The following is a 25,956-nucleotide window of genomic DNA, read 5'->3' on the forward strand; positions in this document are numbered from 1 at the left end:
CCTTACGGCCGGGCGGCGATGTAGCGCCGCTCCTGAGTGAGGCCGGCATAGCCATAGGCGTCGCCGCGCGCTTCGACCACATGCACATAGCTTTCCGCGTGAAGGGGGCCGAGTATGTCGCCGAAGGCGGCGAAGGTCTCGGCGATGAAGGCCGCCTTCTCGTCCTTGGTGTTTGTCCCCTCGGTCACGCGGATATCGAGCCAGAAGCCGGAGAGACCGGCTTCGGCGAGGCTGCGCCCCGCACAGAACCAGTGCGCCGGGTCGGCGCGCTCCACCAGCACCGCGGTGAGTGCCGGGTCCTTGCCGAGCCGCTGCTGCGCGAGATGCGACGCGCGGGCGGCGAGAGCAGCATCCAGCCCGGCGGCGGCAGCGGCGGTGGCGTATTTTATCTGGATCATCGGCATGGCGCGTCTCCTTGCAACATTGTGCGGAGACTCGTAGCGCGTCGAGATACATGATAAAATGCTATCATTGAATATATCAGTGATAACATATCATCATGACTGAACGGCCCCTCGACCTCGAACTGGTTCGCGCCTTCGTCCATGTGGCGGAACTGTCCAGCTTCACCCGCGCGGCGGAGGCGCTGGGTGGCACGCAGGCCGGGGTAAGTCTGAAGCTGCGCAAGCTGGAAGACCGGCTCGGCCGCACCCTGCTGGAACGCACGCCGCGTCTGGTCCGACTCACCGCAGATGGATCGGCCTTCCTGGAGCGTGCGCGCCGCCTGCTGGCGGCGGATCGCGAAGCGCGGCTGTGGGACGCGGCGCCGCCGCGGCGTCTACGACTTGGCATCAGCGATCATGTCACCGGCGACACGCTGCCCGGCCTGTTGCGGCGGCTGGCCGCCGCGAGCCCCGGCCTTGTCTTCGACATCCGCATGGGCTTTTCGCGGCTCCTGCTGGATGCCTTCGACGCCGGCGATCTCGACGCCGTCGTGGTACGTCGTGAGGGCGACCGGCGCGATGGTCAGATGCTACGGCAGGACCGCTATGGCTGGTTTGCCGGCCCCGGCTGGCACGCCGATAACGGCCACCTGCCGCTCGCCTTGCTGGCGGCGCCCTGCGGCGTGCGCGCGGCCGCCATCGCTGCGCTCGATTCGGCGGCGATCGGCTGGCGCGAAGCCTTCACGGGCGGCAGTGTGTCATCGGTCGGCGCGGCGGTGGCGGCGAGGCTCGCCGTCGCGCCCATGGCGGCCCATCTCGCACCAGCGGGCAGCGTCGAGGTCGGCCCGGCGTTGAATCTGCCCGTTCTGCCGACGGCGACCGTCATGCTGGTCGCCCGCGCTGGCGATGCACCTGCGAAAACCGCGCTGCGCGAACTCGCTGCTTTCCTGCGGGCATGAGCCGGCGTCGCCGCCAAAAACGAAAAAGGCCGGTCGAGCGACCGGCCTTGAACATTTCGCGGGATGGCGTGGATCAGGAGCGCCGCTTGGGGCGCAGGCGCACCACCACGTCCACACGCGCGACCTCATAGCCTTCCGGCGGCTCGGGAATCCGCTCCACCTCGACCGAGGCGCTGGGAATGTCGACGAGATTGTTCTCGCCTTCGAGGAAGAAGTGATGGTGGTCCGACGGGTTGGTGTCGAAATAGGTTTTCGAGCCGTCCACCGCCAGCTCGCGCAGCAGGCCCACCTCGGTGAACTGGTGCAGCGTGTTGTAGACGGTGGCCAGCGACACGGGGAAGCGGGCCTTGATCGCCTCTTCATGCAGGATTTCCGCCGAGACGTGGCGGTCGCCCTTGGCGAAGAGCAGCCAGCCGAGCGCGAGGCGCTGGCGGGTGGGGCGCAGGCCGACATCGCGCAGCATGTGGCGCACATCGTGGAACGGGCAACCGGTGCGGCCCGCGCCGTCACGCAGCTTGGCGACCGGCAGCACAGGACCGTCCTCTTCCACCACCATGCGGGAGAAGGCTACGTTCTGGGGGCGAAAAACTTCGCTCATCTCGTCTTCCGAACCATCGTTACCGCCTTTCCCCCAAAGGGAGAGACAAGGTCGATCCGCAACTCCGGCCCCGCCACACGCTTCCTGCAAGGCCGGAAGCGGGCACAGGGCACATTTTTCACTTGGCATTATATCGGTACGGTGACCGCCGGGGCAATATCGGGCGGAATAATCGTAACAGTTCCAATCTGCGGCGGGTACGGCGCAGCTCCCCACGTGCCCGCGCCGAAGGCGACCCTCTGCCACTTTCCGGCGCGGCGGTGCACGGGTATTGTCATAGGGATGACATTTTCGGCATCTCCGCAGGCGCCCGGCCGGCTTTGAGCGCGCGGGGCGCTGTGATAGGAAGCGCGCTGCGTCAGGTGGCCGGGCCGGAGAGTGCCCGCGCGCGCCGCACAAAACCGGCGGCTGCGGGCCGCTCAAGGCATGGAAACAGCAAGCGTGGGTAATACCGAGACGATGGTCGAGCGGCAGACGAGCTTCACTTACGAGGAACTGCTCGCGTGCGGGCGCGGAGAGCTTTTCGGGCCGGGCAACGCGCAGCTTCCCGCTCCGCCCATGCTGATGTTCGACCGCATCACCGAGATTTCCGAGGATGGCGGCCCCAACGGCAAGGGGCATGTGCGGGCTGAACTCGACATCAAGCCGGACCTCTGGTTCTTCGGCTGCCACTTCATCGGCGATCCGGTCATGCCCGGCTGCCTCGGCCTTGATGCGCTGTGGCAGCTCGTCGGCTTCCATCTCGGCTGGCTCGGTTCTCCCGGCCGCGGGCGGGCGCTCGGCGCTGGCGAGATCAAGTTCTCCGGTCAGGTGCTGCCCACGGTGAAGAAGGTCGTGTACGGCATCGACTTCAAGCGCGTGATGCGTTCCAAGCTGGTGCTCGGCATTGCCGATGGCTGGTTGGAAGCCGATGGCGAAGTGATCTATCGCGCGAGCGACCTGAAGGTCGGCCTGTTCCAGTCCTGACCCGGGCGCCCTTGCGGCGCCATCCGGGCGGGGCCATCTCGCCTGTCTCGATCTTCTCGCGTGCTTTGAAGGAAAGGAAGCCTATGCGCCGTGTTGTCGTAACCGGAATGGGCATCGTCTCGTCCATAGGCAACTCCACCCAGGAGGTGCTGGCCTCCCTTCGCGAGGGCAAGAGCGGCATCCGCCGGGCCGACGCCTATGCCGAGCTCGGCTTCCGCAGCCAGGTGCATGGCGCGCCCCAGCTCGACGCCAGCGAGGTGGTCGACCGCCGGGCCATGCGCTTCCACGGCGGCGGCACGGCGTGGAACCATGTCGCCATGGATCAGGCGATCCGCGATGCGGGCCTGGAAGAGCACGAGATTTCCAACGAGCGCACCGGGCTCATTATGGGCTCGGGCGGGTCGTCCACCCGCACCATCGTCGAGGCTGCGGACATCACGCGCAAGAACAACAGCCCGAAGCGCGTCGGCCCCTTCGCCGTGCCGAAGGCGATGGGTTCCACGGCGTCGGCCACGCTCTCGACCTGGTTCAAGATCAAAGGGTTGAGCTATTCGATCTCGGCCGCCTGCGCGACCACCAATATCTGCATCGGCAACGCCGCTGAGATGATCCAGTACGGCAAGCAGGACATCATGTTCGCCGGCGGCTGCGAGGATCTCGACTGGACGCTCTCCTGCCTGTTCGACGCCATGGGCGCCATGTCGTCGGACTATAATGACCGCCCGGCTGTCGCCTCGCGCCCCTATGACAAGAATCGCGACGGCTTCGTCATTTCCGGCGGCGCCGGCGTGCTGGTGCTGGAAGAGCTGGAGCACGCCAAGGCGCGCGGCGCGCGTATCTATGCCGAGATCGTCGGCTATGGCGCCACCTCCGACGGCGCCGACATGGTGGCACCCTCCGGCGAGGGCGCGGCCCGCGCGATGAAGCTGGCCCTCTCCGGCGTGAAGGGGGGGATCGACTACATCAACCCGCACGCCACCTCGACCCCGATCGGCGATCTCAAGGAGATCGAGGCGATCCGCGCCGTGTTCGGCGACAAGGCGCCGCCGATCTCGGCCACCAAGTCGCTCACCGGCCATTCGCAGGGCGCGACCGGCGTGCATGAGGCGATCTACTCCATCCTGATGATGCAGAACGGCTTCATCTCGGCGAGCGCCCATATTGACGAAATCGACCCGGCCTTCGCCGACATGCCGATCGTGCGCGAGCGCGTCGACAATGCGCGGCTGGAGCGGGTGCTTTCCAACGGCTTCGGCTTCGGCGGGGCCAATGCGGTGCTGGTGTTCCAGCATCCCGAGGCGTGATCGAGGCGGCGGGGCGGAAGGAACCACAAGCATGAGCCTGACGCAGGGCACTTCCCCTCAGGGCAACCTGATGCAGGGCAAACGCGGCCTCATCATGGGTGTCGCCAATGATCATTCCATCGCCTGGGGCATCGCCCGGACGCTGGCGGCGCAGGGGGCGGAACTCGCCTTTACCTATCAGGGCGAGGCGCTTGGCCGCCGCGTGAAGCCGCTGGCCGAGAGCCTTGGCAGCGACACGCTGCTGGCCTGTGATGTCGAGGATCTGGCCTCGGTCGACGCGCTGTTCGCGGCGCTGAAGGAGAAGTGGGGGAAGCTCGACTTCCTCGTCCACGCCATCGGCTTTTCCGACAAGAACGAGCTGAAGGGCCTCTACGCCGACACCACCCGGGCGAATTTCACCCGCACTATGGTGATTTCCTGCTTCTCCTTCACCGAAATCGCCAAGCGCGCCGCCCCGCTGATGACGGAAGGCGGCTCGCTGGTCACGCTCACCTATGGCGGCTCGACGCGGGTGATGCCGAATTACAATGTGATGGGCGTGGCCAAAGCGGCGCTGGAGGCGAGCGTGCGCTACCTCGCCGCCGATTACGGGCCGCAGGGCGTGCGGGTGAACGCGATTTCCGCCGGGCCGATCCGCACCTTGGCGGGCGCCGGCATCGCCGATGCGCGGCTGATGTTCAACTACCAGAAGCGCCATGCCCCGCTGCGCCGCACGGTGTCGATCGATGAGGTGGGTGGCGCAGCCTTGTACCTGCTCTCGGACCTTTCAACCGGCGTGACCGGCGAAGTGCATTTCGTCGATTCCGGCTACAACATCATTTCGATGCCGCACCCGGACGCGCTGAAGACCATTGAGGACGCGGTCGAGCGTGCGACCGGCGAGGCCGCCGAGTAGGCGCACGCACCGCTCTTGATGAGAAGAGGCCCGGTCCTGCGCCGGGCCTTTGCTTTTTCAGGCCCGCAGCGCCACCCGGTAGGGGTGGGCGGGATAGACGCCGAGAATCAGCACTTCCTTGGAGAAAAACGACAGTTCTTCCAGCGCCAGCTTGAGGTTGGCGTCCTCGGGGTGGCCATCGACATCGGCATAGAACTGGGTGGCGAAGAATTCGCCGTCGAGCTGGTAGGATTCCAGCTTGGTCATGTTCACGCCATTGGTGGCGAAGCCGCCCATCGCCTTGTACAGCGCCGCCGGCACGTTGCGCACCCGGAACACGAAGGTGGTGACGGTCGGTCCGTTATTCGCCGGCGCCCAGTCGCCGTCCTTGGCGAGGATGACGAAGCGCGTGGTGTTGTGCGCCTCGTCCTCGATGTTCTCGGCGATGATATCCAGCCCGTAAATCTCGGCCGCGAGGCGGGAGGCGATGGCGGCGCGGCTCGGGTCCTGCGCTTCCGCCACAAGCCGGGCCGAGCCGGCGGTGTCGGCGCCGACAATGGCCTTGAGCCCGAGCTTGCGGATGATGTTGCGGCACTGGCCGAGCGCCATCACGTGGCTTTCCGCCGACTTGACCGTCGCCAGCGTGGCACCGGGAATGGCCATCAGCTGATGGGAGAGCGGCAGGAAGAACTCGCCGATGATGGTGAGGCCGGACGTCGGCATCAGGTGGTGAATATCCGCCACCCGGCCGGCGACCGAGTTTTCGATCGGGATCATGCCGAGATCGGCCTCGCCATTCTGCAGCGCGGCGAACGCGTCCTCGAAGGTGGCGCAGGGCACGGCCTCGTGGGTGGGATAGACCTCGCGGCAGGCGATATGCGAGTTCGCGCCCGGCTCGCCCTGGAAGACGATGGTGCGGCGGGTCGTCATGGCAGCGTCCTTCACGTTGATTCGCGCGCGAGCATGAGGCGCGCCTTTTCGAGATCGTCCGGCGTGTCGACACCGAGCGGCACCGTGTCGACGATAGCGACATCGATCCGCATGCCGGCTTCCAGCGCGCGCAGTTGCTCCAGCTTCTCGCGGCTCTCCAGCGGGGAGGGCGGCAGGGCGACAAAGCGTTCCAGCGCCCGGCGCCGATAGGCATAGAGGCCGATATGGTGGAACAGCGGCCCCTCGCCATAGGGCGCGGTGGCGCGGGTGAAATAGAGCGCGCGCAGCCGCGTGGCGCTGAGCGGGCTGCCCACTGCCTTCACCACATTCGGGTTGGTGCGCTCGCCCGCCTCGGTGATCTCGGCGGCCAGCGTGCCGATATCCACAGCCGGATCGTCGAGCAGATCGAGCGCGGCCCGGATGAGGGCGGGGTCGATGGTCGGAAGGTCGCCCTGCACATTGACGATGTGGGCCACCCGGCCTTCCGGGTCGATGCGCCCGAGCGCCTCGAAGATTCGGTCCGAGCCACTGGCATGGTCGGCGCGGGTCATCGCCACCTCGAAGCCGGCCTTTTCCACGGCGGCGCGTACGCCCTCATCGTCGGTCGCCACCACCACGCGGCCGATCTGCGCCGCGGCGGAACGCCGCGCCACCTCGACGATCATCGGGCGGCCTCCGAGATCGGCGAGCGGCTTTCCCGGCAGCCGGGTCGAAGCCATGCGGGCTGGAATAAGAATAACTGTGTCCTGCGAGGACATTCGGGAGCCCCGTCATCGTGCTAGAAGGTGCCGGCGCGCCTGTCAGAGTGGCGAAACGTAGCACCGCAGCGCGCTTATACGGGTTGCACGTCAACCGTCAAAATGATTAGTTCCCGCGCGCCATTGGCGGTCATAAGCGAGCGCTGATACATTGCGCGCGGGGTATCGGCGGACCAGCCGGATGGTCGCGGTGCCGGGTGAGGGAGCGAATATTTCGATGGACAGCTTCGAGCTGAACAAGGTTGCTGGTGCGGTCCTGGGCGTGCTCACGTTCACGCTCGGTCTGAATGTGTTCGCCGACATTCTGTTCTCCAGCCACGGACCTGAGAAGGCCGGCTACGAGATCGCCGTGCAGGAGGAAATGACCGGTGAGGCACAGGCCGCGCCGGCCGCGGTTCCGCTCGCGCAGCTGCTCGCCGCCGCCAGCCCGGAGAAGGGCGAGGCCCAGGCCAAGAAGTGCGCCGCCTGCCACAATTTCGTGGAAGGCGCCGGCGCCAAGGTCGGTCCGGACCTCTATGGCATTGTCGGCCGCCCCGTGGCGAGCGCCGAGGGCTTCGCCTATTCCGCGGCGATGAAGGCCCATGGTGGCACCTGGACGTTCCAGGACCTCAGCGACTTCATCAAGAATCCGAAGGCCGACATTCCCGGCACGGCGATGGGCTTTGCCGGTATCGCCAAGGACACCGACCGCGCCGACCTGATCGCCTATCTCAACACGCTCTCGCATAGCCCGCTGCCGCTGCCCTCGCCGGAGGCGACGCCCGCCGCTGCCGAGCCCGCCGCCACCCAGCCGGCGTCCGGCGAGACGGGCGGCAATGTTCCGCCGCCGGCTGGCTCCGCCGCGCCCGCCACCACCGTTCCGGCTCCCGCGCCCGCCGCTCCGGCGCCTGAGGCGACCCCGGCTCCGGCCGCTCCGGCCCCGGCTGCCCCTGCGCCCGAAGCGGCTCCGGCAGCTCCCGCTCCGGCAGAACCGGCTCCGGCCCAGCCCGCTCCGGCGGCGCCGGCCACGCCCTGAGATGCGCGCCCCACGGGGCGCGGCTTTCACGATCACGTCAGGCCGGCGGCGCTTTGCGTCGCCGGCCTTATTCTTTTCCGGACTGACCTCTTCTTATTCGACGCCACTGTTCATAATCCGTCGCGAGGACCCGAACGGTCCCGCCTTCCGACGTGCCAGAGGGATGAAAGCGCATGATCCGTCTCCGCCGCCCCGACCGCCCCGCCGCCTCCGGCCGGCGTCCTCCGGCATGGAACGGCACGCTGGCGCGGTCGCTCGCCGTTGCTTTGCTCGGCATCGGCCTTGCCGGTCCGGTACTGGCGCAGGAGGCGGCTCCTGCCGCTCCCTCCGCATCGACGGCAAGTGCCGGCGAGTGGAAGCACGGCCTCTCGTTGATGGGCGAGCCGAAGTATCCGGCCGGCTTCAAGCATTTCGACTATGTGAACCCCGACGCGCCGAAGACCGGCCTGCTGCGGCTCGCGATCGACGGCACCTTCGATTCGTTGAACGACATTCCGCCGCGGGGGCTGGACGCGGCTGGGCTTACGCAGATCTACGACACGCTCATGACCTCGTCCTTCGACGAGGTGGCCACCCAGTACGGCCTGATCGCGGAAGGCGTGCGCTATCCCGCCGATTACTCTTCCGTCACCTACCGGCTGCGGCCGGAGGCGAGATGGCATGACGGCCAGCCTATCACCGCCGAGGACGTGGTGTGGTCTTTCGAGCAACTGGTAAAGAATGATCCCTCCCGGGCGTACTATTACAGCCATGTGAAGGGCGCCGCCGTCTCCGGCGAGCGCGAGGTGACCTTCACCTTCGACCAGGCGGGGAACCGCGAACTGCCGCAGATCGTCGGCGAGATGCGGGTCATGCCCAAGCACTGGTGGACCGGCACGGACGCCAACGGCAAGGCTCGCGACATCAGCCAGGGCACGCTGGAAGTGCCGCTCGGCTCCGGCCCGTACAAGATCAAGCAGGTTCAGCCCGGTCGCTCCATCACCTATGAGCGGGTGCCGGATTATTGGGCCAAGGACCTGCCGGTGAACATCGGCACCGATAATTTCGCCGAGCTGCGCTACGAGTATTTCCGTGATTCAACGGTGAGGCTCGAGGCCTTCAAGGGCGACCAGTATGATTTCCGCGTGGAATCCTCGGCCAAGGACTGGGCCACCGCCTATAATTTTCCGGCGGTGAAGGAAGGCAAGGTCGTGCTGGAGGAATTCCCCGATCGAGCCTTCGGCCTTATGCAGGCCTTCATTCCCAATCTGCGGCGCGAGAAGTTCCAGGACCAGCGGGTGCGCCGCGCGCTCAATCTCGCGCTCGACTTCGACGGCATGAACCGCACCCTGTTCTTCGGCCAGTACAAGCGCACCTCGAGCTATTTCCAGAACACCGAGCTAGCCTCCTCCGGCCTGCCGCAGGGGCTGGAACTGGAGCTTCTGGAGAGCGTGCAGGACAAGATTCCCGCCAGCGTCTTCACCACGCCCTACACCAACCCGGAAGGCTGGAGCGAGGGGCTGCGGCGCGGCAATCTGCGTGAGGCGACGAACCTGCTTAAGCAGGCGGGCTATGAGGTGAAGGACGGCAAGCTGGTGAACGCCAAGGGCGAGCCCTTCACGATGGAAATCCTGATCGCCGATCCCGCCTTCGAGCGTGTCGCGCTGTTCTACAAGCCGAGCCTGGAGCGCCTCGGCATCACCGTGAACGTCCGACAGGTCGATGCGTCGCAGTATATCAATCGGCTGCGCGCCCGCGACTACGACATGATCATCTCGAGCTGGGGCCAGTCGCTGTCGCCCGGCAACGAGCAGCGCGACTTCTGGGGCTCTGCCGCCGCTGATCGCGATGGATCGGGCAACCATGCCGGCATCAAGGATCCCGGCATCGACGCGCTGATCGAGAAGGTGATCTACGCCAAGAACCGCGAGGAGCTGGTCGCCGCCACAAAGGCCCTCGACCGTGTGCTGCTGGCGCATGATTATGTGGTTCCCGCTTGGCATTATCCCAACACCCGCACCGCGCGCTGGAACCGCTTCAGTCACCCTGAGACCCTCCCGAAGTACTCATTCGGCTTTCCCACCATCTGGTGGTGGGACGCGGAGAAGGCGGCCAAGACCGGGGCGGCACGATGAGCGGACCGCTGTCGGCCTCACTCTCCCGCCGTGCCGTGCTGGCCCTGGGCGCCGGCGCGGTGATGCTGCCCTGGCTCGGTCATCGGGTGGTGGCACAGCCGGCGCCCGGCGCGCCCAGTGCCGCGCCGGCCGCGGCTCTCGGGCCGGAGCGCCACGGCCTCTCCATCTTCGGCGATCTGAAATACCCCGCCGATTTCGCCCATTTCGACTATGTCGACCCCGCCGCGCCCAAGGGCGGCACGTTCTCGCAGATCGGCCCCACCATCGCCTTCAACCAGTCGTTCCAGACCTTCAACACGCTGAATGGCTACATCCTCAAGGGCGATGCGGCGCAGGGCGTCGCGCTGCTCTTCGACACGCTGATGGCGCGCGCCTATGACGAGCCGGACGCGCTCTACGGGCTGGTGGCGCAGAGCGTCGCCGTGTCGGAGGACGGCACGCTCTACCGCTTCCGCCTGCGCCCGCAGGCGCGTTTCCATGACGGCTCGAAGCTCACCGCCGAGGATGTCGCCTTCTCGCTCATCCTGCTGAAGGAAAAGGGCCATCCCATCATCGCGCAGAATCTGCGCGATCTCGTGAGCGCGCAAGCGGAGGGCGAGGAGGTCGCGGTGCTGCGCTTCGCGCAGACGCGGGCGCGCGATGTGCCGCTGTTCGCCGCTTCGCTGCCGATCTTCTCCAAGGCCTATTACAGCGCCCATCCCTTCGACGCGAGCACGCTGGACGTGCCGCTCGGTTCCGGCCCCTACCGTGTCGGCCCGTTCGAGGTCGGCCGTTACATCGAGTATCGCCGCGACCCCGCCTATTGGGGCAACGAGCTGCCGGTGAATGTCGGCGTGAACAATTTCGACGTGCTCCGTTACGAGTATTTTCGCGACCGTGAGGTCGGCTTCGAGGCGTTCAAGGCGCGGGCCTATCTGTTCCGGCAGGAATTCACCGCGCGCAGCTGGGCCACGGGCTATAATTTCCCGGCGCTGAACGAGGGCAAGGTGAAGCGCGAGATCCTGCCCGATCGCACGCCCTCCGGGGCGCAGGGCTGGTTCCTCAACCTGCGCCGGCCGAAATTCGCCGATCCGCGCGTGCGCGAGGCGCTATCCTACGCGTTCGATTTCGAGTGGACCAACAAGAACCTGATGTTCGATGCGTATAAGCGCACGACATCCTTCTTCGAGAATTCCGACCTGGAGGCGGAAGGCCCGGCCGGGCCGGACGAAGTGGCGCTGATCGAGCGCATCGCCGACCGGCTGACGCCCGAGGACATCGCCGTGCTCAAGGCCCCGCCCTGGAGCCCGCCGGTCTCTGACGGCTCCGGCCAGGACCGCGCTTTGCTGCGCAAGGGCACGCAGCTGCTGCGCGAGGCCGGCTGGAGCATCCAGGGCGGGCGGCTGGTGGACGGCCAGGGCAACGGGCTTTCCATCGAATTTCTCGACGACGAGAACGGGCTGGAACGCCACACCGCGCCCTTCATCAAGAATCTCAAGCTGCTCGGCATCGAAGCGCATTTCCGCCTGGTCGATTCGCCGCAATATCAGCGCCGGCTCAACGATTTCGACTTCGACACCACGGTGCGGCGCTTCTCCGTCTCCACCGTGCCGGGCGAATCGCTGCGCAATTATTTCGGCTCGGCGGCAGCCTCCATTCCGGGCTCCAACAACCTCTCCGGCATCGCCGATCCGGTGGTCGATCTGCTGATTGAAGAAGTGATCGCGGCGCCGACGCGCGATCAACTGCGCACCGCCTGCCGCGTGCTCGACCGGCGCCTGCGGGCCGGGCGCTACTGGGTGCCGCAATGGTACTCGGCCGAGTTCCGCATCGCCTTCTGGGACGAGTTCGGCTGGCCGAGCGCCCCGCGCCCGACCTATTCCCGCGCCATACCGGACATCTGGTCGCCGCGGATGCGGTCGGCCGGGTGAGCCTGCCAGACCCATGGTCGCGCATGAACGGACGTTAAGTTGACGCGGCCCCGGCCGCCCGCCACCTTGGACCCGCCTCGCGGAGAAACCCGACCGAATGCTCGCCTATATCGTCCGACGCATCGCGCTGATGGTGCCGACCGTGATCGGCATCATGCTGATTTCCTTCGTCGTGGTGCAATTTGCGCCCGGCGGGCCGGTGGAGCGGATGATCGCCGAGCTGACGGGGCAGGGGAGTTCGGCCACCGCCCGCATCTCCGGCAGCGGCGGCGATTTTGGCGGCATGCCGCAGAGTGCGCCGGGTGGGGATCCCGTCTCCTCGAAATATCGCGGCGCGCAGGGGCTGGACCCCGCTTTCATCAAGGAACTGGAGCGGCAATTCGGTTTCGACAAGCCGGCGCATGAGCGCTTCTTCAAGATGATGTGGGACTATGCCCGCTTCGATTTCGGCCGGTCCTATTTCCGCGATGTCTCGGTGGTCGACCTCGTCATCGAGAAAATGCCGGTGTCCATTTCGCTCGGCTTGTGGATGATGCTGATCAGCTACGGAATCTCCATCCCGCTGGGCATAGCCAAAGCCGTGCGCGACGGCTCGCGCTTCGACATGTGGACCTCGGCGGTCATCGTCGTGGGCTATGCGATACCGGGCTTCCTCTTCGCCATCCTGCTGGTCATCCTGTTCGCCGGTGGCTCGTTCTTCTCCTGGTTCCCGTTGCGCGGGCTGACCTCCGACAATTGGGAGCAGCTTTCGCTGACCGGAAAGATCCTCGATTATTTCTGGCACTTGGCTTTGCCCATCACCGCCATGGTGCTCGGGGCCTTCGCGACCACCGCCTTGCTGACCAAGAATTCCTTCCTCGACGAGATCAGGAAGCAATATGTCGTTACCGCGCGGATGAAGGGGCTCTCCGAACGGCGCGTGCTTTACGGCCACGTCTTCCGTAACGCGATGCTGATCGTCATCGCCGGCTTTCCCGGCGCCTTCGTCGGGGCCTTCTTCACCGGCTCGCTGCTGATCGAGACCATCTTCTCCCTCGACGGTCTCGGCCTTCTCGGTTTCGAGAGCGTGCTCAACCGCGACTATCCCGTGGTGTTCGCCAATCTCTACATCTTCTCGCTGGTGGGGCTGGTGGTGAACCTCATTTCCGACCTCACCTATACATGGGTCGATCCGCGCATCGACTTCGACACGCGGGACGTCTGAACATGGACGCCAACGCCGCCGTGCCGACCGAGACCGCCGCCCCCACCGTGCCGCGCCGCCCGTGGCTGTCGCCGCTGAACCAGCGCCGCCTCGCCAATTTCAAGCGCAACCGGCGCGGCTGGTGGAGTTTCTGGATCTTCTCCGTGCTGTTCATCCTCAGCCTCGGCGCGGAGTTCATCGCCAACGACAAGCCGTTTCTCGTGGAATATGACGGCGGCTATTATTTCCCCGGCCTCGTCGCGTATCCGGAGACCACCTTCGGCGGCGATTTCGAAACCGAGGCGGACTACCGCGACCCCTATCTGCAGAACCTGATCCGTGAGAAGGGCGGCTGGATGGTGTGGCCGCCGATCCGCTACTCCTACTCCACCCATAATCTCGACCTGCCGACGCCGGCCCCTTCGCCCCCGACCTGGATGCTGACCGAGGCGCAATGCGCGCCCGTCGTGGAGAAGCTCGGCCGCACCGGCGGCTGCAACGCGCTGGAGTGGAACTGGCTCGGTACGGACGATCAAGGCCGCGACGTGCTGGCCCGGCTGATCTACGGTTTCCGCCTGTCGGTGCTGTTCGGCCTGATCCTCACGCTGATCTCGTCCGTCGTCGGCGTGGCGGCCGGCGCGGTGCAGGGCTATTTCGGCGGATGGACCGACCTGATCTTCCAGCGGTTCATCGAGATATGGACCGCCATTCCGGCGCTCTATCTTCTGCTCATCATCTCCTCCATCCTCGCCCCCGGCTTCTGGGTGCTGCTCGGCATTCTGCTGCTGTTCTCCTGGGTGGCGCTGGTGGGGCTGGTGCGGGCGGAGTTCCTGCGCGCGCGCAACTTCGAATATGTGCAGGCGGCGCGGGCGCTTGGCGTTTCCAACGCGGTGCTGATGTGGCGGCACATGCTGCCCAACGCGATGGTGGCGACGCTGACCATGCTGCCCTTCATCGTCTCCTCCTCGGTGATGACGCTCACCGCGCTGGACTTTCTCGGCTTCGGCCTGCCGCCCGGCTCGCCTTCGCTCGGAGAGTTGCTGGCGCAGGGCAAGGCCAATGTGCAGGCGCCCTGGCTTGGCCTCACCGGCTTCTTCACCCTCGCCATCATGCTGAGTCTGCTCATCTTCATCGGCGAAGCCGTGCGCGACGCCTTCGACCCGCGGAAGACCTTCCAGTGAGCGAAACGCCGTTGAACGACGCCCCCCTCCTCTCCGTCCGCGATCTCTCCGTTGCCTTCGCCCAGGCCGGGCGGTCGACGCTGGCGGTGGATCGCGTGTCTTTCGATGTCCGCCGCGGCGAGACGGTGGCTCTGGTGGGCGAGAGCGGGTCGGGCAAGTCGGTCACCGCGCTCTCCATCCTCAAGCTGCTGCAATATCCCGCTGCCAGCCACCCCTCCGGCGAGGTGCTGTTCCAGGGCGAGAATCTGCTCGCCATGGAGGAGCGCGAGATTCGCAGGGTGCGCGGCAACGACATCACCATGGTGTTCCAGGAACCCATGAGTTCGCTCAACCCGCTGCACACGGTGGAACAGCAGATCGCCGAAATCCTGTTCCTGCATCGCGGCATGCGCGGGCCGGCGGCGCGGGCGCGGGTGATCGAACTGCTCACCGAGGTCGGCATTCCCGAACCCGAGACCCGGCTCGGCTCCTATCCGCACCAGCTCTCCGGCGGCCAGCGCCAGCGTGTGATGATCGCCATGGCGCTCGCCAATGAGCCCAAGTTGCTCATCGCCGATGAGCCCACCACCGCGCTCGACGTGACCGTGCAGGCGCAGATCCTCAAGCTGTTGAAGGAACTGCAGCGGCGGCTCGGCATGGCGATGCTGTTCATCACCCATGATCTTGGCATCGTGCGCAAGATCGCCGACCGGGTCTGCGTGATGAATCACGGCCGCATCGTCGAGGAGGGGCTCGTTGGCGAACTCTTCGCCCATCCCCGCCATCCCTATACGCAGGCGCTGATCGCCGCCCAGCCACGCGGCAATCCCGCCTCGCCACATCCCGAGGCGCCGGTGGTGCTGGAGACCACGGGCCTGAAGGTCTGGTTTCCGATCAAAGCCGGGGTGATGCGCCGCACCGTCGGCCACATCAAGGCGGTGGATGGCATCTCGGTTGAAATCCGGCGCGGCGAGACGCTGGGCGTGGTGGGCGAGAGCGGCTCGGGCAAGACCACGCTCGGCCTCGCTTTGCTGCGGCTGATCTCCAGCGAGGGGCCGATCGTGTTCATGGGCGATCCCATCGACCGGCTCGGTTTCAAGCAGATGCGCGCGCGCAGGCAGGCGATGCAGGTGGTGTTTCAGGACCCGTTCGGCTCGCTCAGCCCCCGCATGTCGGTGGCCGACATCATCGGCGAGGGGCTGCGCGTGCACCACCCGAAGCTGTCTGCCGACGAGCGCGACGACCGCGTCGTCGCCGCGCTCACCGATGTGGGCCTGGATCCCGAGGCGCGGCACCGCTATCCCCACGAATTCTCCGGCGGCCAGCGCCAGCGCATCGCCATTGCCCGCGCCATCGTGTTGGAGCCCTCCTTCGTCGTGCTGGACGAGCCGACCAGCGCGCTCGACATGATCGTCCAGGCGCAGATCGTCGACCTTCTGCGGGATCTGCAGACGCGGCGGGGCCTGACCTATCTGTTCATCAGCCATGATCTGCGCGTCGTCGCGGCTCTGGCCTCGCGGGTCATGGTGATGAAGGGTGGCGTGGTGGTGGAGGAGGGGCCGGCGGCCGACCTCTTCGCCCAGCCGAAGACCGCTTACACGCGGGCCCTGTTCGCCGCGGCCTTCGACATGGAGACGGCGCCGCTATGAGCGGGAAAGCCAAGGCCGGTGACCTCGCGGATCGGTCCATCGCCCTCGACCTGACCGAGCCGGAGAGTGTGGGGACGGGCTTCCGCCCCTATCACCGTTTCATCGCCACCTTTGCCGGGGCGGGTGGGACGCCGCTGCGCCAACGGAGGGACATTCTGCGCGTCGGTCCGGTGGTCGGGCTGCTGGCCTATGATCCGGCGGCGGCGTGCTTCGTGCTGATCCGCCAGTTCCGCCTCGGGGCGGAGCTAGCAACCGGGCAGGGGGAGTTGGTCGAGATCGCCGCCGGCCTCATCGATCCCGGAGAGGATGCGGAAGCGGCGGCCCGGCGCGAGTGCATGGAAGAGATCGGCGTCGCCCCCCGCGCCCTGCTGCCGATGGCGCATTTCCTTCCCAGCCCCGGCGTGACGGACGAGCACGCCACGATCTATCTCGGGCTGGTCGATTCGGCTGATGTGCCCGACATCGCCGGCGAGCCGGGCGAGACCGAACTGACCCTGCCGTTTCTGGTGCCGGTGGACGAGGCGCTGGCGGCGCTTTCCGCCCCGGCTCCCGCCCCCGTCGCCAATGGCTTCGTGCTGATCGCCCTGCAGTGGTTCGCGTTGAACCGGGCGCGGGTGGAGGCCTTCGTGGCGGCGAACGTGCTCTAGAGACGGCGGACGTTGCGCAGCGGTGTGCCACTGGCCTCGATGCGGGCAAGCGCCGGTCCCAGCGGTTCGCGCACCACGGACATGAAATGCGCGGTGGCGTGCAGCAGAGTCGCGCCATCCTCGACAAGGCCGACATGGCCGGGCCAGTAGAGCAGATCGCCGCGCCGCAGCGCGCTGAGATCGCCGGAGAACGCCACTTCAACCCCCACCGCCTTTTCCTGCATGTCGGTGTCGCGCGGGCAGGCATGGCCGCAGGCGGTGAGCGCCGCCTGCACCAGGCCGGAACAGTCCAGCCCCAGGCTGGAGCGCCCGCCCCAGAGATAGGCGGCGCCGAGATAGCGGGCGGCGACGGCGACAACATCCGCCTCGAAGGCATCGACAGGCGCGAGATGGTCGGCGACGACGAAGCCGCCCTCGGCCGTCACCGCGAAACGGCCTCGTTCGCCCGTGACGACGAGACGGCTGCCGAAGGAGAGCAATTCGCCGGGAGGTAGCTTAATCGAGGGGCCGGGGAACACCGGCGTGCGCAGCGCGCTCACCTTGTGCGTCGGCGCCGGACCGGCCGGCGCGAGCGCCTCGGCCGGCAGCCAGCCGACATAGGAATCCGCGTCGAGCTGGCCCCAGGCCCAGCCCTCGCCGGTGGTCTCATAGACCGTCACCGCCTCGCCATGGAGCGCTTCCGTGGTCAAGGGCGCCAGCGGGTCGGGCGTGGCGCGCACCGGCGCGGTCGGCCGGCTGACGCGGTGCCGAGTGCCGTCGACAAAGCGCTCCGCCGTCACCACGCCCTGGAGATGGCGCGCGGCGAGGTCGGGCCGGGCGGGGGTGAGGCGGGGGTCGAAAGTCACAGGACGCTCCTGCGCGAGGTGAGGCGAGGTTCAGCGTGGCAGGGCACGGGCGGTGGCGACGACGAGATCGCCGAGCCGTTCGAGATAGAGCGCGCCTTCCACCGTACGCTGGATGATGACATTACGTCGATCCGCCTCGTCCCGCCGGCGGGAGACAAGACGCAGCTGGCCCATCGTGTCGAGCGCGCGGGTAATGACGGGCTTGGTGACGCCCAGCCGGGCGGCGAGACCGCGTACCGTATGCGGCGGCGCTTCCAGATAGACACTGAGCAGGATGGCGAGCTGGCGCTGGCTGAGATCGGGCGCGTCGTCGTGCACCTGCGCGAGGGAAAGCTCGTGCAGGAGACGCAACGCCTGCGATGGACGCAGCTCGACCGCCATTGGCCTGTCCCCGGATCCGCAATCGTTACGGCTGCGGATTGTTCCGGACTATGGCGGTTCGGCGCCGAAGAAACCATTAACACCCGCGCGAGCGGCGTTCCGATTCTGCCGCAGCGTCAGCCGTAGCGCTCGGCCAGCAGGGCGTCGAGGGCGCGGATGGTCTGCGCCTCGCCGCCTTCCGGTCGGCCGGGACGGGAGGAGGGGTTCCAGGCGAAGATGTCGAGGTGCAGCCACGCCCCGGCGCGGGAGACGAAACGCTGCAGGAACAGCGCGGCGGTGATCGAGCCGGCGAAGCCGCTGCCGGGGGCGTTGTTCAGATCGGCGATCTTGCTGTCAAGCATTGAGGCATAGGGCTGCCATAGCGGCATCCGCCAGGACGGGTCGGCCTCCGCCGCGCCATGGCGGGCAAGGTCGGCGGCCAGCGGCTCGTCATCGGTATAGGCCGGCGGCAGCTGCGGCCCCAGCGCGACGCGGGCGGCGCCGGTGAGGGTGGCGAAGTCGATCAGCAGTTCAGGTGCTTCCTCATCGGCCAGGCTGAGCGCGTCGGCGAGGATCAGGCGGCCTTCGGCGTCGGTGTTGCCGATCTCGACGGTGAGGCCCTTGCGCGAGGGGAATACGTCGCCGGGGCGGAAGGCGGAACCGTCAATGGCGTTCTCCACCGCCGCCACGATCAGCCGCAGACGCAGCTTGAGCCCACGCGCCATGATCATCTGCGCGAGGCCGATGGCGTTGGCGGCACCGCCCATGTCCTTCTTCATCAGCAGCATGCCGCTCGACGGCTTGATATCGAGCCCGCCCGTGTCGAAGGCGACGCCCTTGCCGACCAGCGTCACCTTGGGCGCGCTTGGCTCGCCCCACGAAAGGTCGATGAGGCGGGGCGCGCGCGGAGAGGCACGGCCGACGGCATGGACCAGTGGGAAATTGGCGGCCAGCAGATCGTCGCCGGTGGTCACCTTCACCTGCCCGCCAAAGCGCGAGGCGAGGGTGCGCACCGCCGCCTCGATTTCGGCGGGGCCGAGGTCGTTGGCGGGGGTGTTGACGAGGTCGCGGGTCAGCGTCACCGCCTCGGCGGTGCGGCGTAGATACGTCTCGTCGGTGCCTTCGGGCACAACGAGCCGCACATCGGCGCCCGCACGCTTGCCGTAGCGGGTGAAGCGATAGCCGCCGAGCAGGAAGCCGAGGGCTGCCAGCCGGGGATCGACGGGGGCATGGGCGATGACATAGTCGCCGGCCGGCAGCGCGGTGGCGAGCTTGCCGAAGCTGAACGGGTCGCGCGGGGCGCCGTCGCAGCCGAACAGGACGCCAGCGATGGCGCCATCGGCCGCCGGCAGCACCAAGAGCGATCCGGCCTCGGCCTTGAAGCCGGTGGCCTCGCCGAAGGCGAGGGCCGGCGCCGGCAGGCCGCTCGCCACCTCCCGCCAGTTCTGCGGCGTGACGCACCAGATCGGACGGGGAGTGCGCGCTTCATCGGCACGGATCAACTGGGCGCCCATTCGCTGTGCTCTCCGCAAGAATGTCAGGCGACGGCGAGTTCGAACGCGCCGTTTTCAATGAGATAGACCGCCCCCTGGCGCACCGGAAGCTCCACCGCCTGGGCCGGCGGCATGCCGGCGAAGGCGTGCAGCATGGCGCGCACCACGCCGCCATGGGTCACCACCACCGCATCGCCGGTGAGTTCGGCAACGGCTTCCAGCACACGCGTCGAAAGCTCGGCATAGCTCTCGCCACCGGGGGGAGAGAAATTCCACGGATCGGCATCGCGGGCGGCAAGGCTCACCGGGTCGCGGCGGCGCAGTTCCGGCCAGGTGGAGCCTTCCCAGCGGCCGAAGGTGATTTCGCGCAGGCGGGCATCGCGGCGGAAGGCATCCGGCGGCAGGCCGAGTTCGGCGCGCAGGATCGCCATGGTTTGCGCGGCACGGCTGAGCGGGCTCGCGACGAAGTCGAGATGGCGCGCGCCGCCGCTGAGACGTTCCACCACCCGCGCCGTCTCCGCCGCCTGCTCGCGGCCAAGATCGTTCAGCGGGATGTCATGCGAGCCTTGAAGGCGGCCGGCGAGATTCCAGTCGGTCTCGCCATGCCGAACGAGAAAGATGCGTCGGGTCATTTGGAAGGCAGGCTCACGACATGCGTGTAGCTGATCCGCTTGAACGGGTAGGAAACCCGCAGCGTCACCGTGGAGCCGGCGGGGGCGCGGCCCTTGGACGTGACGAGCACGCCGCCCACGGTGCGACCCACGCAGCGATGGGAGCCACCATCGACGCCGGTGGCGGTGAATTTGCCGATGCTGAAGTTCAGCTTCACGCCGGGCGGTGCAGAAAGCACTTTCACCTGCGGGGCCTGAGTCATCTGGCACAGCGAATCGGCTGAGCCGGCCGCGAACAGCACCGGCCCCTGGCGCCCGCCGGTGAGATAGCCGCGCCGATCCCGGTCGTCGCGTCCGTCGCTGGGGCTGACATAGCCGGGGAAGATGGCGCCGCCGAAGCCGAAGATGCGGTTGATCAGCGGATATTGCTGGAAGGTCGGCGGCACGCCGCTGTCCTGCGCGTCCGGCGGGGGAACATAGGGCAGGTTTGAGAGCCCCGAGCCCGGCGGCGGGTTGACGATGATCGGCCCGGACTGCGCCGCTGCCGGCTGGGCGCTGGCGAGGGCAAACACCAGCGCCCCGGCCGCGAGCGCGGGCCGGGCGTGGCGGAAGAGCGATATCAGGCGGGCCTTCATCATGGCGCGTGCTCCGCTGGGGGGTCGGCTCAGTCCCGGTCGAGGGTGAGGTCGGGTGCGTCCGGGTTCTTCATGCCGACGATATGATAGCCGGCATCGACGTGATGCACCTCGCCGGTGACGGCGCGGCCGAGATCGGAGAGCAGATACATCCCCGTGTCGCCCACTTCGTCGATGGTGACGGTGCGGCGCAGCGGGGCGTTGAGCTCGTTCCACTTCAGAATATAGCGGAAATCGCCGATGCCGGAGGCCGCCAGCGTCTTGATGGGTCCGGCGGAAATGGCGTTGACGCGAATGTTCTTCGGGCCGAGATCGGCGGCGAGATAGCGCACGCTCGCCTCCAGCGCCGCCTTGGCGACGCCCATCACATTGTAATGCGGCATCCACTTCTCGGCGCCGTAATAAGTGAGGGTGAGCATGGAGCCGCCATTGGTCATCAGCTTCTCCGCGCGCTGGGCGACGGCGGTGAAGCTGTAGCAGGAGATCAGCATGGTCTTGCTGAAATTCTCCGCCGTGGTGTCGACATAGCGGCCGTCGAGCTCGTTCTTGTCCGAGAAGGCGATTGCATGGACGAGGAAGTCCAGCCCGCCGAGCTGACGCTCCGTCTCGGCGAAGACCGCGTCGATGGTGGCGGGGTCGGTGACGTCGCAATGGCCGACAATGGTCGCGTCGAGCTCGGCGGCGAGCGGCTCGACACGCTTGCGCAGTGGTTCGCCCTGATAGGTGAGGGCGAGTGTCGCCCCCTGCGCGTGGGCCGCCTTCGCAATGCCCCAGGCAATGGAGCGATTATTCGCCACTCCCATCACCAGGCCGCGCTTGCCGCTCATCAATCCGCCCGATGCCATGCTCGTCACGATGCTCCGTACCGTTGCCCGTCTTTCCGGGCGCAGGTTCCTATCGCACAGCAGCAAGACCCGCTCAAGCGAGCGGTCGCGCGCGAGGGGGACGCGCAGGCGGCAGAGCTCAGCCCGTGCCGTCGCGCCGCTTGCGCATCAGTTCTTCCAGCTGCGGGTCCGGCGCCTCCGGCAGCATGATCCGCATGGTGGCGAGCAGATCGCCAAAGCCGCCATCCGCCTTGGGCAGGCCCTTGCCGCGCAGGCGGAAGGTGCGGCCCGACTGGGTATGCGCGGGCACGTTGAGCGAGACCTCGCCGCCCAGCGTGGGCACCCGTACCTTGCCGCCCAGCACCGCATCGGCGAGCGGCAGCGCCACATCGGTGCGCAAATCCGTACCCTCGATGCGGAAATGCCGGTGCGGGGCATAGGCCACCACCACATAGGCATCGCCCGGGGCGCCGCCGAACGGACTCGGCTCGCCCTGTCCCTTCAACCGCATGCGGTGACCTTCGACGGCCCCGGCAGGAATCTTCACCTCGACCACGCGGCCATTGGGCAGGTGGACCTTCACCGACCCGCCTTCGACAATGCGCTCCAGCGCCACCGGCACGGTGATGTCGACATCCCCGCCGCGCGGGGTTTCTCCCCCTGCGCCGCGTCCCCGGCCGCGCCCGCCAAGGCCGCCGAGAATATCGGCGATCACGTCGTCGAAGCCGCCGGCGTCATGCGGGCCATGGCCGGAGCGGCGGGCGCCCTCGGGGCCGAACGAGAAGCTCTCATACGCGGAATCGCCCGGCGGGGGGCGACGGAAGCCGCGCCCGAAGCCGCCGCCGGGGAAGCCCTCGAAGCCGCGCGGCTTGCCTTCGGCGTCGATCTCGCCACGATCGAACTGGCCACGCTTCTCCACATCGGAAAGGATTTCGTGCGCGGCGTTCAGCTCGGCGAATTGATCCTGCGCCTTCGGGTTGTCCTTGTTGGCGTCGGGATGCAGCTTCTTGGCGAGCTTGCGGAAGGCTCGCTTGATTTCGTTCTGGTCGGCGTTACGGGCCACGCCGAGAATGTCATAGGGATCGCGCATGAATGGTAATCTCGTCCGGCGGTTCCGGCTTCCCTCCATGTAGGGAGGGTGTTGCGGGGATGCAACGGCTCCGCGGGCCCGCAGGTGCAGAGATCGCCGCGCGAAAGGCTTAGCGGTCGAGCAGGCGGGCCTGGTCGACCTTCCAACCGCTTTTGCCCGCGCGGCAGGCCTCGCCCTGAAGCCAGTCTTCCTGTTTCTCGCGCACGAAGCTCATGAGGAATTCACGGCATTTGCCGTCGTCGCCCGTTGCGCCGAGCGGCGTCACCGTGCCGCGCGTGGCGCTGGCATAGTTCTCCCAGGGCACGCTGGGGGCTGCCTGCTTCTCGCGCAGCGCCTCGGCGAGGGCGGTGCGGGCGGCGGCCCAGTCATCGGGGTTAATGCCTTTCGGTACTGGCTCGCGGGCGTAGGCGCTGGGCGTCACCGAGCCGGTCGCCAGCGTGTCGAGGTCTGGCCCGGTGGCGCAGCCGGCGACCAGAAGCGCCGCGCCGACCAAAGTCAGCATGCTGGGTGCTGTGCGGAATGATGCCGGAAGCGTATATGGAGGACGCGCGCTGTCCCGTTCGCGCGCCGCCTGCTCTCGCCACCTGTGGAACGTTGCCATGGGTCCCGTGCTCGACCGTCCGAAGTTGTCGTTATGGAAGCGTCCGAACAGTTAACATCCGGTGATTTCACCGCTGCCACCGAGCCTTTCCTGCTGTTCGAGGAATGGTTTGCGCAGGCGAAGGAGAGCGAACCCAACGACCCCAACGCCATGGCGCTCGCCACCGTGGACGCCGACGGCCTGCCGGATGTGCGCACGGTGCTGCTGAACCAGCGCGACGCACGCGGCTTCGTGTTCTTCACCAATACCGGCAGCGCCAAGGGCCGTGAGCTTGCCGCCATGCCCAAGGCGGCGGTGGTGTTTCACTGGAAGTCGCTACGCCGCCAGGTGCGCGTGCGCGGCCCGGTGGAGCAGGTGAGCGAGGCGGAGGCCGACGCCTATTTCGCCTCCCGTCCGCGCCTGTCGCAGATCGGCGCCTGGGCCAGCCAGCAGTCGCGGCCGATGGAAGGGCGCTTTTCCCTGGAGACGGCGGTGGCGAAGGTGACAGCGCAATACGCGCTCGGCACGGTGCCACGCCCGCCGCACTGGACCGGCTTCCGCATCCGCCCCCTGCAAATCGAATTCTGGCATGACCGGCCGTTCCGCCTGCATGATCGCGTCGTCTTCGCGCGCGAGACTGCCGAGGCGCCGGAATGGACCAAAACGCGACTTTACCCCTGATCGGCCTTTCCCTGGCGGCCTTGTCCCCTGACACCGCCCCGTCGCTGAGCTAGACATCGCCCATGAACAACCAGCCTCGCCGCACTCTCCTGCTCACCGGCGCCTCCCGCGGCATCGGCCACGCCACCGTCAAGCGGTTCTCCGCTGCCGGATGGCGCGTCATCACCTGTTCGCGCCACGCCTTCCCGGAAAACTGTCCCTGGGAGATGGGGCCGGAAGACCACATCCAGGTCGACCTGTCCGACCCCGCCGACACGCTGCGGGCGGTGGAGGAAATCAAGAATCGCCTGCCCGATGGCCAACTCCACGCGCTGGTGAACAATGCCGGCATCTCGCCCAAGGGCGCGGGCGGGGCGCGGCTCGGCACGCTGAACACGCCGGAGGAAGATTGGCGGCGCGTGTTCCAGGTGAATTTCTTCGCCCCCATCCTGCTGGCGCGCGGCCTGCTGGAAGAACTGAAGCGCACCCATGGCGCGGTGGTGAATGTCACGTCCATCGCCGGCTCGCGGGTGCATCCCTTCGCCGGGGCGGCCTATGCGACCTCCAAGGCGGCGCTGGCCGGCCTGACGCGCGAAATGGCGGCCGATTTCGGCCCGCTTGGCGTGCGCGTGAACGCTATCGCCCCCGGCGAGATCGATACCTCGATCCTCTCGCCCGGCACGGAGAAGCTGGTGGAGCAGATTCCCATGCAGCGGCTCGGCACGCCCGACGAGGTGGCCAAGATCATCTATGTGCTGTGCACCGAGACCTCGTCCTATCTGAACGGGGCGGAAATCCACATCAATGGCGGCCAGCACGTCTGAGTCGTGCCGGACATCCCGTCATCCCGGAAGGCGCCCGCCGGTCCGGGATGACGGCGCTACAGCCAGCGCTTCCACTTGAAGAACAGATACGGCACAACCGCCGCCGCCAGCATCCCCGCCAGCGCAAGCGGGTAGCCCCAGCGCTCGTCCAGCTCCGGCATGTGCTGGAAATTCATGCCGTAAACCGAGGCGATAAGCGTCGGCGGCATCAGCACCACCGAGAGCACCGCGAAAATCTTGATGATGTTGTTCTGCTCGATGCCGACCATGCCGAGCGTGGCGTCGAGCAGGAAGGTGATCTTGTTCCCGAGATAGGAAACATGGTCGTTCAGCGAGCCGACATCGCGCTGCATGCTCTTCAGCAGCGCGCGCTGTTCCTTGTCGAACCGCTGCGCCTCGCTCTCGGTGGACAGGAAGGTGACGAGGCGGCCCATCGACACGAGGCTCTCGCGCACCTTGGAGGCAAGATCGCCGCGCCGTCCCAGCAGTTTCAATATGGTGCGGAAGCGCCGGCTGTCGCTCGGCCGGTCCGTCGCCTCCTCGAACACCTGGCGCGACACGGCGTCGATATCGCCCGAGAGCCGCTCGATGATGTCGGCGGCGCGGTCGATGATGGTGTCGAGCATGATCAGCAGCAGCCGGTCGCCGCGTGTGCCGGGCGGGCAGGCACGGTCGAGCTTGGCCACGACGAGGCGGAACGGCGTCGGCTCGTCATAGCGTACCGTGGTGAGCCGGTTTCCGGCGAGGATGAAAGAGATTTCGGCCAGGGAAGGGCGTTCGCCGTCGCTGTTGCAGACGATGGAGCCAGTCATGTAGCGCGCGCCGTTCTCCACCCGCAGGCGGCTCGACGGCTCGATCTCGACCATTTCCTCCCGTGTCGGCACGGAAAGGCCAAGAGCCGCCTCGATGATCCGGTCCTCGCCCTCACAGGGGCGGAACAGGTCGACCCAGACGGCGTCCGCCGGCATGTCGTCCACGGTCCGTACGGAAACAGGGGCGAGCAGTCCGTCGCGGACGCAATAGGCAGTGATCATGGTTTCTCCGGCAGGGTCGCGGCGGCGCCGACCATGCTCTGGATCGCAGACACATGCCAGCCGGCCCTCCGCAAAAGGCGCAGGGCCGCACCATAGCCGTCATCGCGGCGCGAATCAGGCGAGCCTTGTCCAGTCCGGGCGCGCATCTGCGCAGCACCCGGAGAGGGGGCGGTTCGTCGTTCAGCGTCTCTGGGGGAAGAGGCGGCCTCAGGCCGCGAAATATTCTACGTCGCGAAGCGTGACGATTTTGGCTTCCGTATCATCGGTCCGCGCCGCGCCCGAAACGGGGGCATCGGATACCGTCTTCTTGGAGGAGGCGTAGCGGGCCGCAGCGGCAACCGCGGAAATGCCGATCTCGCGCCAATGCGCGCTCTGTTCGGCGCGGTCCCAGCGTTCGCTCGGTCGGGATTCGGGGGCGCGGCTCTGTTGGGCCGGGCTTTCTTCGTCGGTAGACATGACACTCTCCAGGTTGAACTCCCCGCCTTTGCGGGCGGTTGCCGACGAAGTGGGCGTCGACTGCGTCAAAAATATGCAAAGTCGCGGTCGGAGA

General features: G+C 67.2%; 27 protein-coding genes. 13 read left to right on the forward strand and 14 right to left on the reverse strand.

The window, feature by feature from the left end; all coding sequences use genetic code 11:
• Positions 1 to 2 precede the first annotated feature (2 nt).
• Positions 3 to 404: a tautomerase family protein gene (locus ACP2AH_RS07985; protein WP_425105300.1), complete on the reverse strand. Its 402-nt coding sequence runs from the start codon at positions 402 to 404 to the stop codon at positions 3 to 5.
• Between the two features lie 95 nt (positions 405 to 499).
• Here ACP2AH_RS07985 and ACP2AH_RS07990 point away from each other — a divergent pair, with 95 nt between their 5' ends.
• Complete coding sequence (locus ACP2AH_RS07990; protein ID WP_425105301.1) at positions 500 to 1,342, forward strand: LysR family transcriptional regulator; 843 nt, start codon at positions 500 to 502, stop codon at positions 1,340 to 1,342.
• 73 nt (positions 1,343 to 1,415) lie between these two features.
• Here the strand turns inward: ACP2AH_RS07990 and irrA are convergent, their stop codons facing one another.
• On the reverse strand, positions 1,416 to 1,940 hold the full coding sequence (gene irrA / locus ACP2AH_RS07995) for an iron response transcriptional regulator IrrA (protein ID WP_279613732.1): 525 nt from the start codon (positions 1,938 to 1,940) through the stop codon (positions 1,416 to 1,418).
• A gap of 459 nt (positions 1,941 to 2,399) precedes the next feature.
• Here irrA and fabA point away from each other — a divergent pair, with 459 nt between their 5' ends.
• The 3 genes from fabA to fabI (ACP2AH_RS08010) all read left to right on the forward strand — a co-directional run bounded on the left by fabA (position 2,400) and on the right by fabI (ACP2AH_RS08010) (position 5,105).
• Positions 2,400 to 2,906, forward strand: coding sequence for a 3-hydroxyacyl-[acyl-carrier-protein] dehydratase FabA (gene fabA / locus ACP2AH_RS08000; protein WP_244450849.1), 507 nt, complete (start codon positions 2,400 to 2,402; stop codon positions 2,904 to 2,906).
• 83 nt (positions 2,907 to 2,989) lie between these two features.
• Entirely contained in the window at positions 2,990 to 4,210 is a 1,221-nt protein-coding gene (fabB, locus tag ACP2AH_RS08005; RefSeq protein WP_425105302.1) for a beta-ketoacyl-ACP synthase I, read from the forward strand.
• Positions 4,211 to 4,241: 31 nt separating this feature from the next.
• Positions 4,242 to 5,105 (forward strand): enoyl-ACP reductase FabI, encoded by an 864-nt coding sequence (fabI, locus tag ACP2AH_RS08010; RefSeq protein ID WP_421699968.1) that lies wholly within the window; start codon positions 4,242 to 4,244, stop codon positions 5,103 to 5,105.
• A 57-nt stretch (positions 5,106 to 5,162) separates the two neighbouring features.
• Here the strand turns inward: fabI (ACP2AH_RS08010) and ACP2AH_RS08015 are convergent, their stop codons facing one another.
• On the reverse strand, positions 5,163 to 6,014 hold the full coding sequence (locus ACP2AH_RS08015; RefSeq protein ID WP_425105303.1) for a prephenate dehydratase: 852 nt from the start codon (positions 6,012 to 6,014) through the stop codon (positions 5,163 to 5,165).
• 11 nt (positions 6,015 to 6,025) lie between these two features.
• The gene (locus ACP2AH_RS08020; RefSeq protein WP_425105304.1) at positions 6,026 to 6,772 is read right to left on the reverse strand and encodes a 3-deoxy-manno-octulosonate cytidylyltransferase; all 747 of its coding nucleotides are present in this window, start codon (positions 6,770 to 6,772) and stop codon (positions 6,026 to 6,028) included.
• Between the two features lie 217 nt (positions 6,773 to 6,989).
• On the opposite strand from ACP2AH_RS08020, the gene ACP2AH_RS08025 reads away from it, so the two are divergent.
• The 7 genes from ACP2AH_RS08025 to ACP2AH_RS08055 all read left to right on the forward strand — a co-directional run bounded on the left by ACP2AH_RS08025 (position 6,990) and on the right by ACP2AH_RS08055 (position 16,450).
• Positions 6,990 to 7,787 carry a c-type cytochrome gene (locus ACP2AH_RS08025; protein WP_425105305.1) on the forward strand — a complete coding sequence of 266 codons (798 nt, stop codon included), beginning with the start codon at positions 6,990 to 6,992 and terminating at the stop codon, positions 7,785 to 7,787.
• Between the two features lie 173 nt (positions 7,788 to 7,960).
• Positions 7,961 to 9,901 carry an extracellular solute-binding protein gene (locus ACP2AH_RS08030; RefSeq protein ID WP_425105306.1) on the forward strand — a complete coding sequence of 647 codons (1,941 nt, stop codon included), beginning with the start codon at positions 7,961 to 7,963 and terminating at the stop codon, positions 9,899 to 9,901.
• The gene (locus ACP2AH_RS08035; RefSeq protein WP_425105307.1) at positions 9,898 to 11,811 is read left to right on the forward strand and encodes an extracellular solute-binding protein; all 1,914 of its coding nucleotides are present in this window, start codon (positions 9,898 to 9,900) and stop codon (positions 11,809 to 11,811) included. The genes ACP2AH_RS08030 and ACP2AH_RS08035 overlap by 4 nt, the downstream gene beginning before the upstream one ends.
• Positions 11,812 to 11,908: 97 nt before the next feature.
• The gene (locus ACP2AH_RS08040; RefSeq protein WP_421699973.1) at positions 11,909 to 13,015 is read left to right on the forward strand and encodes a microcin C ABC transporter permease YejB; all 1,107 of its coding nucleotides are present in this window, start codon (positions 11,909 to 11,911) and stop codon (positions 13,013 to 13,015) included.
• Between the two features lie 2 nt (positions 13,016 to 13,017).
• A complete protein-coding gene (locus ACP2AH_RS08045) occupies positions 13,018 to 14,175 on the forward strand; it encodes an ABC transporter permease (protein ID WP_425105308.1) in 1,158 nt (385 codons plus the stop codon).
• Positions 14,172 to 15,803, forward strand: coding sequence for an ABC transporter ATP-binding protein (locus ACP2AH_RS08050; protein ID WP_425105309.1), 1,632 nt, complete (start codon positions 14,172 to 14,174; stop codon positions 15,801 to 15,803). Before ACP2AH_RS08045 ends, ACP2AH_RS08050 begins: the two co-directional genes overlap by 4 nt.
• Complete coding sequence (locus ACP2AH_RS08055) at positions 15,800 to 16,450, forward strand: NUDIX domain-containing protein (RefSeq protein WP_425105310.1); 651 nt, start codon at positions 15,800 to 15,802, stop codon at positions 16,448 to 16,450. The genes ACP2AH_RS08050 and ACP2AH_RS08055 overlap by 4 nt, the downstream gene beginning before the upstream one ends.
• Here ACP2AH_RS08055 and ACP2AH_RS08060 read toward each other — a convergent pair.
• The 8 genes from ACP2AH_RS08060 to ACP2AH_RS08095 form a co-directional block, all read right to left on the reverse strand.
• Entirely contained in the window at positions 16,447 to 17,295 is an 849-nt protein-coding gene (locus ACP2AH_RS08060; RefSeq protein WP_425105311.1) for a C40 family peptidase, read from the reverse strand. The two genes, ACP2AH_RS08055 and ACP2AH_RS08060, sit on opposite strands and share 4 nt — an antisense overlap.
• Before the next feature lie 30 nt (positions 17,296 to 17,325).
• Positions 17,326 to 17,676: a MarR family transcriptional regulator gene (locus tag ACP2AH_RS08065; protein WP_425105312.1), complete on the reverse strand. Its 351-nt coding sequence runs from the start codon at positions 17,674 to 17,676 to the stop codon at positions 17,326 to 17,328.
• A 116-nt stretch (positions 17,677 to 17,792) separates the two neighbouring features.
• A complete protein-coding gene (locus ACP2AH_RS08070) occupies positions 17,793 to 19,169 on the reverse strand; it encodes a leucyl aminopeptidase family protein (protein WP_425105313.1) in 1,377 nt (458 codons plus the stop codon).
• A gap of 23 nt (positions 19,170 to 19,192) precedes the next feature.
• Positions 19,193 to 19,780 carry a histidine phosphatase family protein gene (locus ACP2AH_RS08075; protein ID WP_307021175.1) on the reverse strand — a complete coding sequence of 196 codons (588 nt, stop codon included), beginning with the start codon at positions 19,778 to 19,780 and terminating at the stop codon, positions 19,193 to 19,195.
• Positions 19,777 to 20,397 carry a hypothetical protein gene (locus ACP2AH_RS08080; protein ID WP_425105314.1) on the reverse strand — a complete coding sequence of 207 codons (621 nt, stop codon included), beginning with the start codon at positions 20,395 to 20,397 and terminating at the stop codon, positions 19,777 to 19,779. The genes ACP2AH_RS08075 and ACP2AH_RS08080 overlap by 4 nt, the downstream gene beginning before the upstream one ends.
• Positions 20,398 to 20,423: 26 nt before the next feature.
• The gene (fabI, locus tag ACP2AH_RS08085; protein ID WP_425105376.1) at positions 20,424 to 21,239 is read right to left on the reverse strand and encodes an enoyl-ACP reductase FabI; all 816 of its coding nucleotides are present in this window, start codon (positions 21,237 to 21,239) and stop codon (positions 20,424 to 20,426) included.
• Positions 21,240 to 21,357: 118 nt separating this feature from the next.
• Entirely contained in the window at positions 21,358 to 22,308 is a 951-nt protein-coding gene (locus ACP2AH_RS08090; RefSeq protein WP_425105315.1) for a DnaJ C-terminal domain-containing protein, read from the reverse strand.
• 109 nt (positions 22,309 to 22,417) lie between these two features.
• Positions 22,418 to 22,810: an RT0821/Lpp0805 family surface protein gene (locus tag ACP2AH_RS08095; protein WP_425105316.1), complete on the reverse strand. Its 393-nt coding sequence runs from the start codon at positions 22,808 to 22,810 to the stop codon at positions 22,418 to 22,420.
• 132 nt (positions 22,811 to 22,942) lie between these two features.
• Between ACP2AH_RS08095 and pdxH the strand changes: the two genes are divergently transcribed.
• Together pdxH and ACP2AH_RS08105 are read left to right on the forward strand one after the other, a co-directional pair.
• Complete coding sequence (gene pdxH / locus ACP2AH_RS08100; RefSeq protein WP_425105317.1) at positions 22,943 to 23,569, forward strand: pyridoxamine 5'-phosphate oxidase; 627 nt, start codon at positions 22,943 to 22,945, stop codon at positions 23,567 to 23,569.
• 62 nt (positions 23,570 to 23,631) lie between these two features.
• On the forward strand, positions 23,632 to 24,372 hold the full coding sequence (locus ACP2AH_RS08105) for an SDR family NAD(P)-dependent oxidoreductase (RefSeq protein ID WP_244375222.1): 741 nt from the start codon (positions 23,632 to 23,634) through the stop codon (positions 24,370 to 24,372).
• Between the two features lie 56 nt (positions 24,373 to 24,428).
• Here ACP2AH_RS08105 and ACP2AH_RS08110 read toward each other — a convergent pair whose 3' ends face one another.
• A complete protein-coding gene (locus tag ACP2AH_RS08110; protein WP_425105318.1) occupies positions 24,429 to 25,406 on the reverse strand; it encodes a magnesium transporter CorA family protein in 978 nt (325 codons plus the stop codon).
• A gap of 207 nt (positions 25,407 to 25,613) precedes the next feature.
• Positions 25,614 to 25,862 (reverse strand): hypothetical protein, encoded by a 249-nt coding sequence (locus tag ACP2AH_RS08115; RefSeq protein WP_425105319.1) that lies wholly within the window; start codon positions 25,860 to 25,862, stop codon positions 25,614 to 25,616.
• Positions 25,863 to 25,956 lie beyond the last annotated feature (94 nt).

Source organism: Ancylobacter sp. (genome assembly GCF_965249975.1).
Taxonomy (GTDB): Bacteria; Pseudomonadota; Alphaproteobacteria; order Rhizobiales; family Xanthobacteraceae; genus Ancylobacter.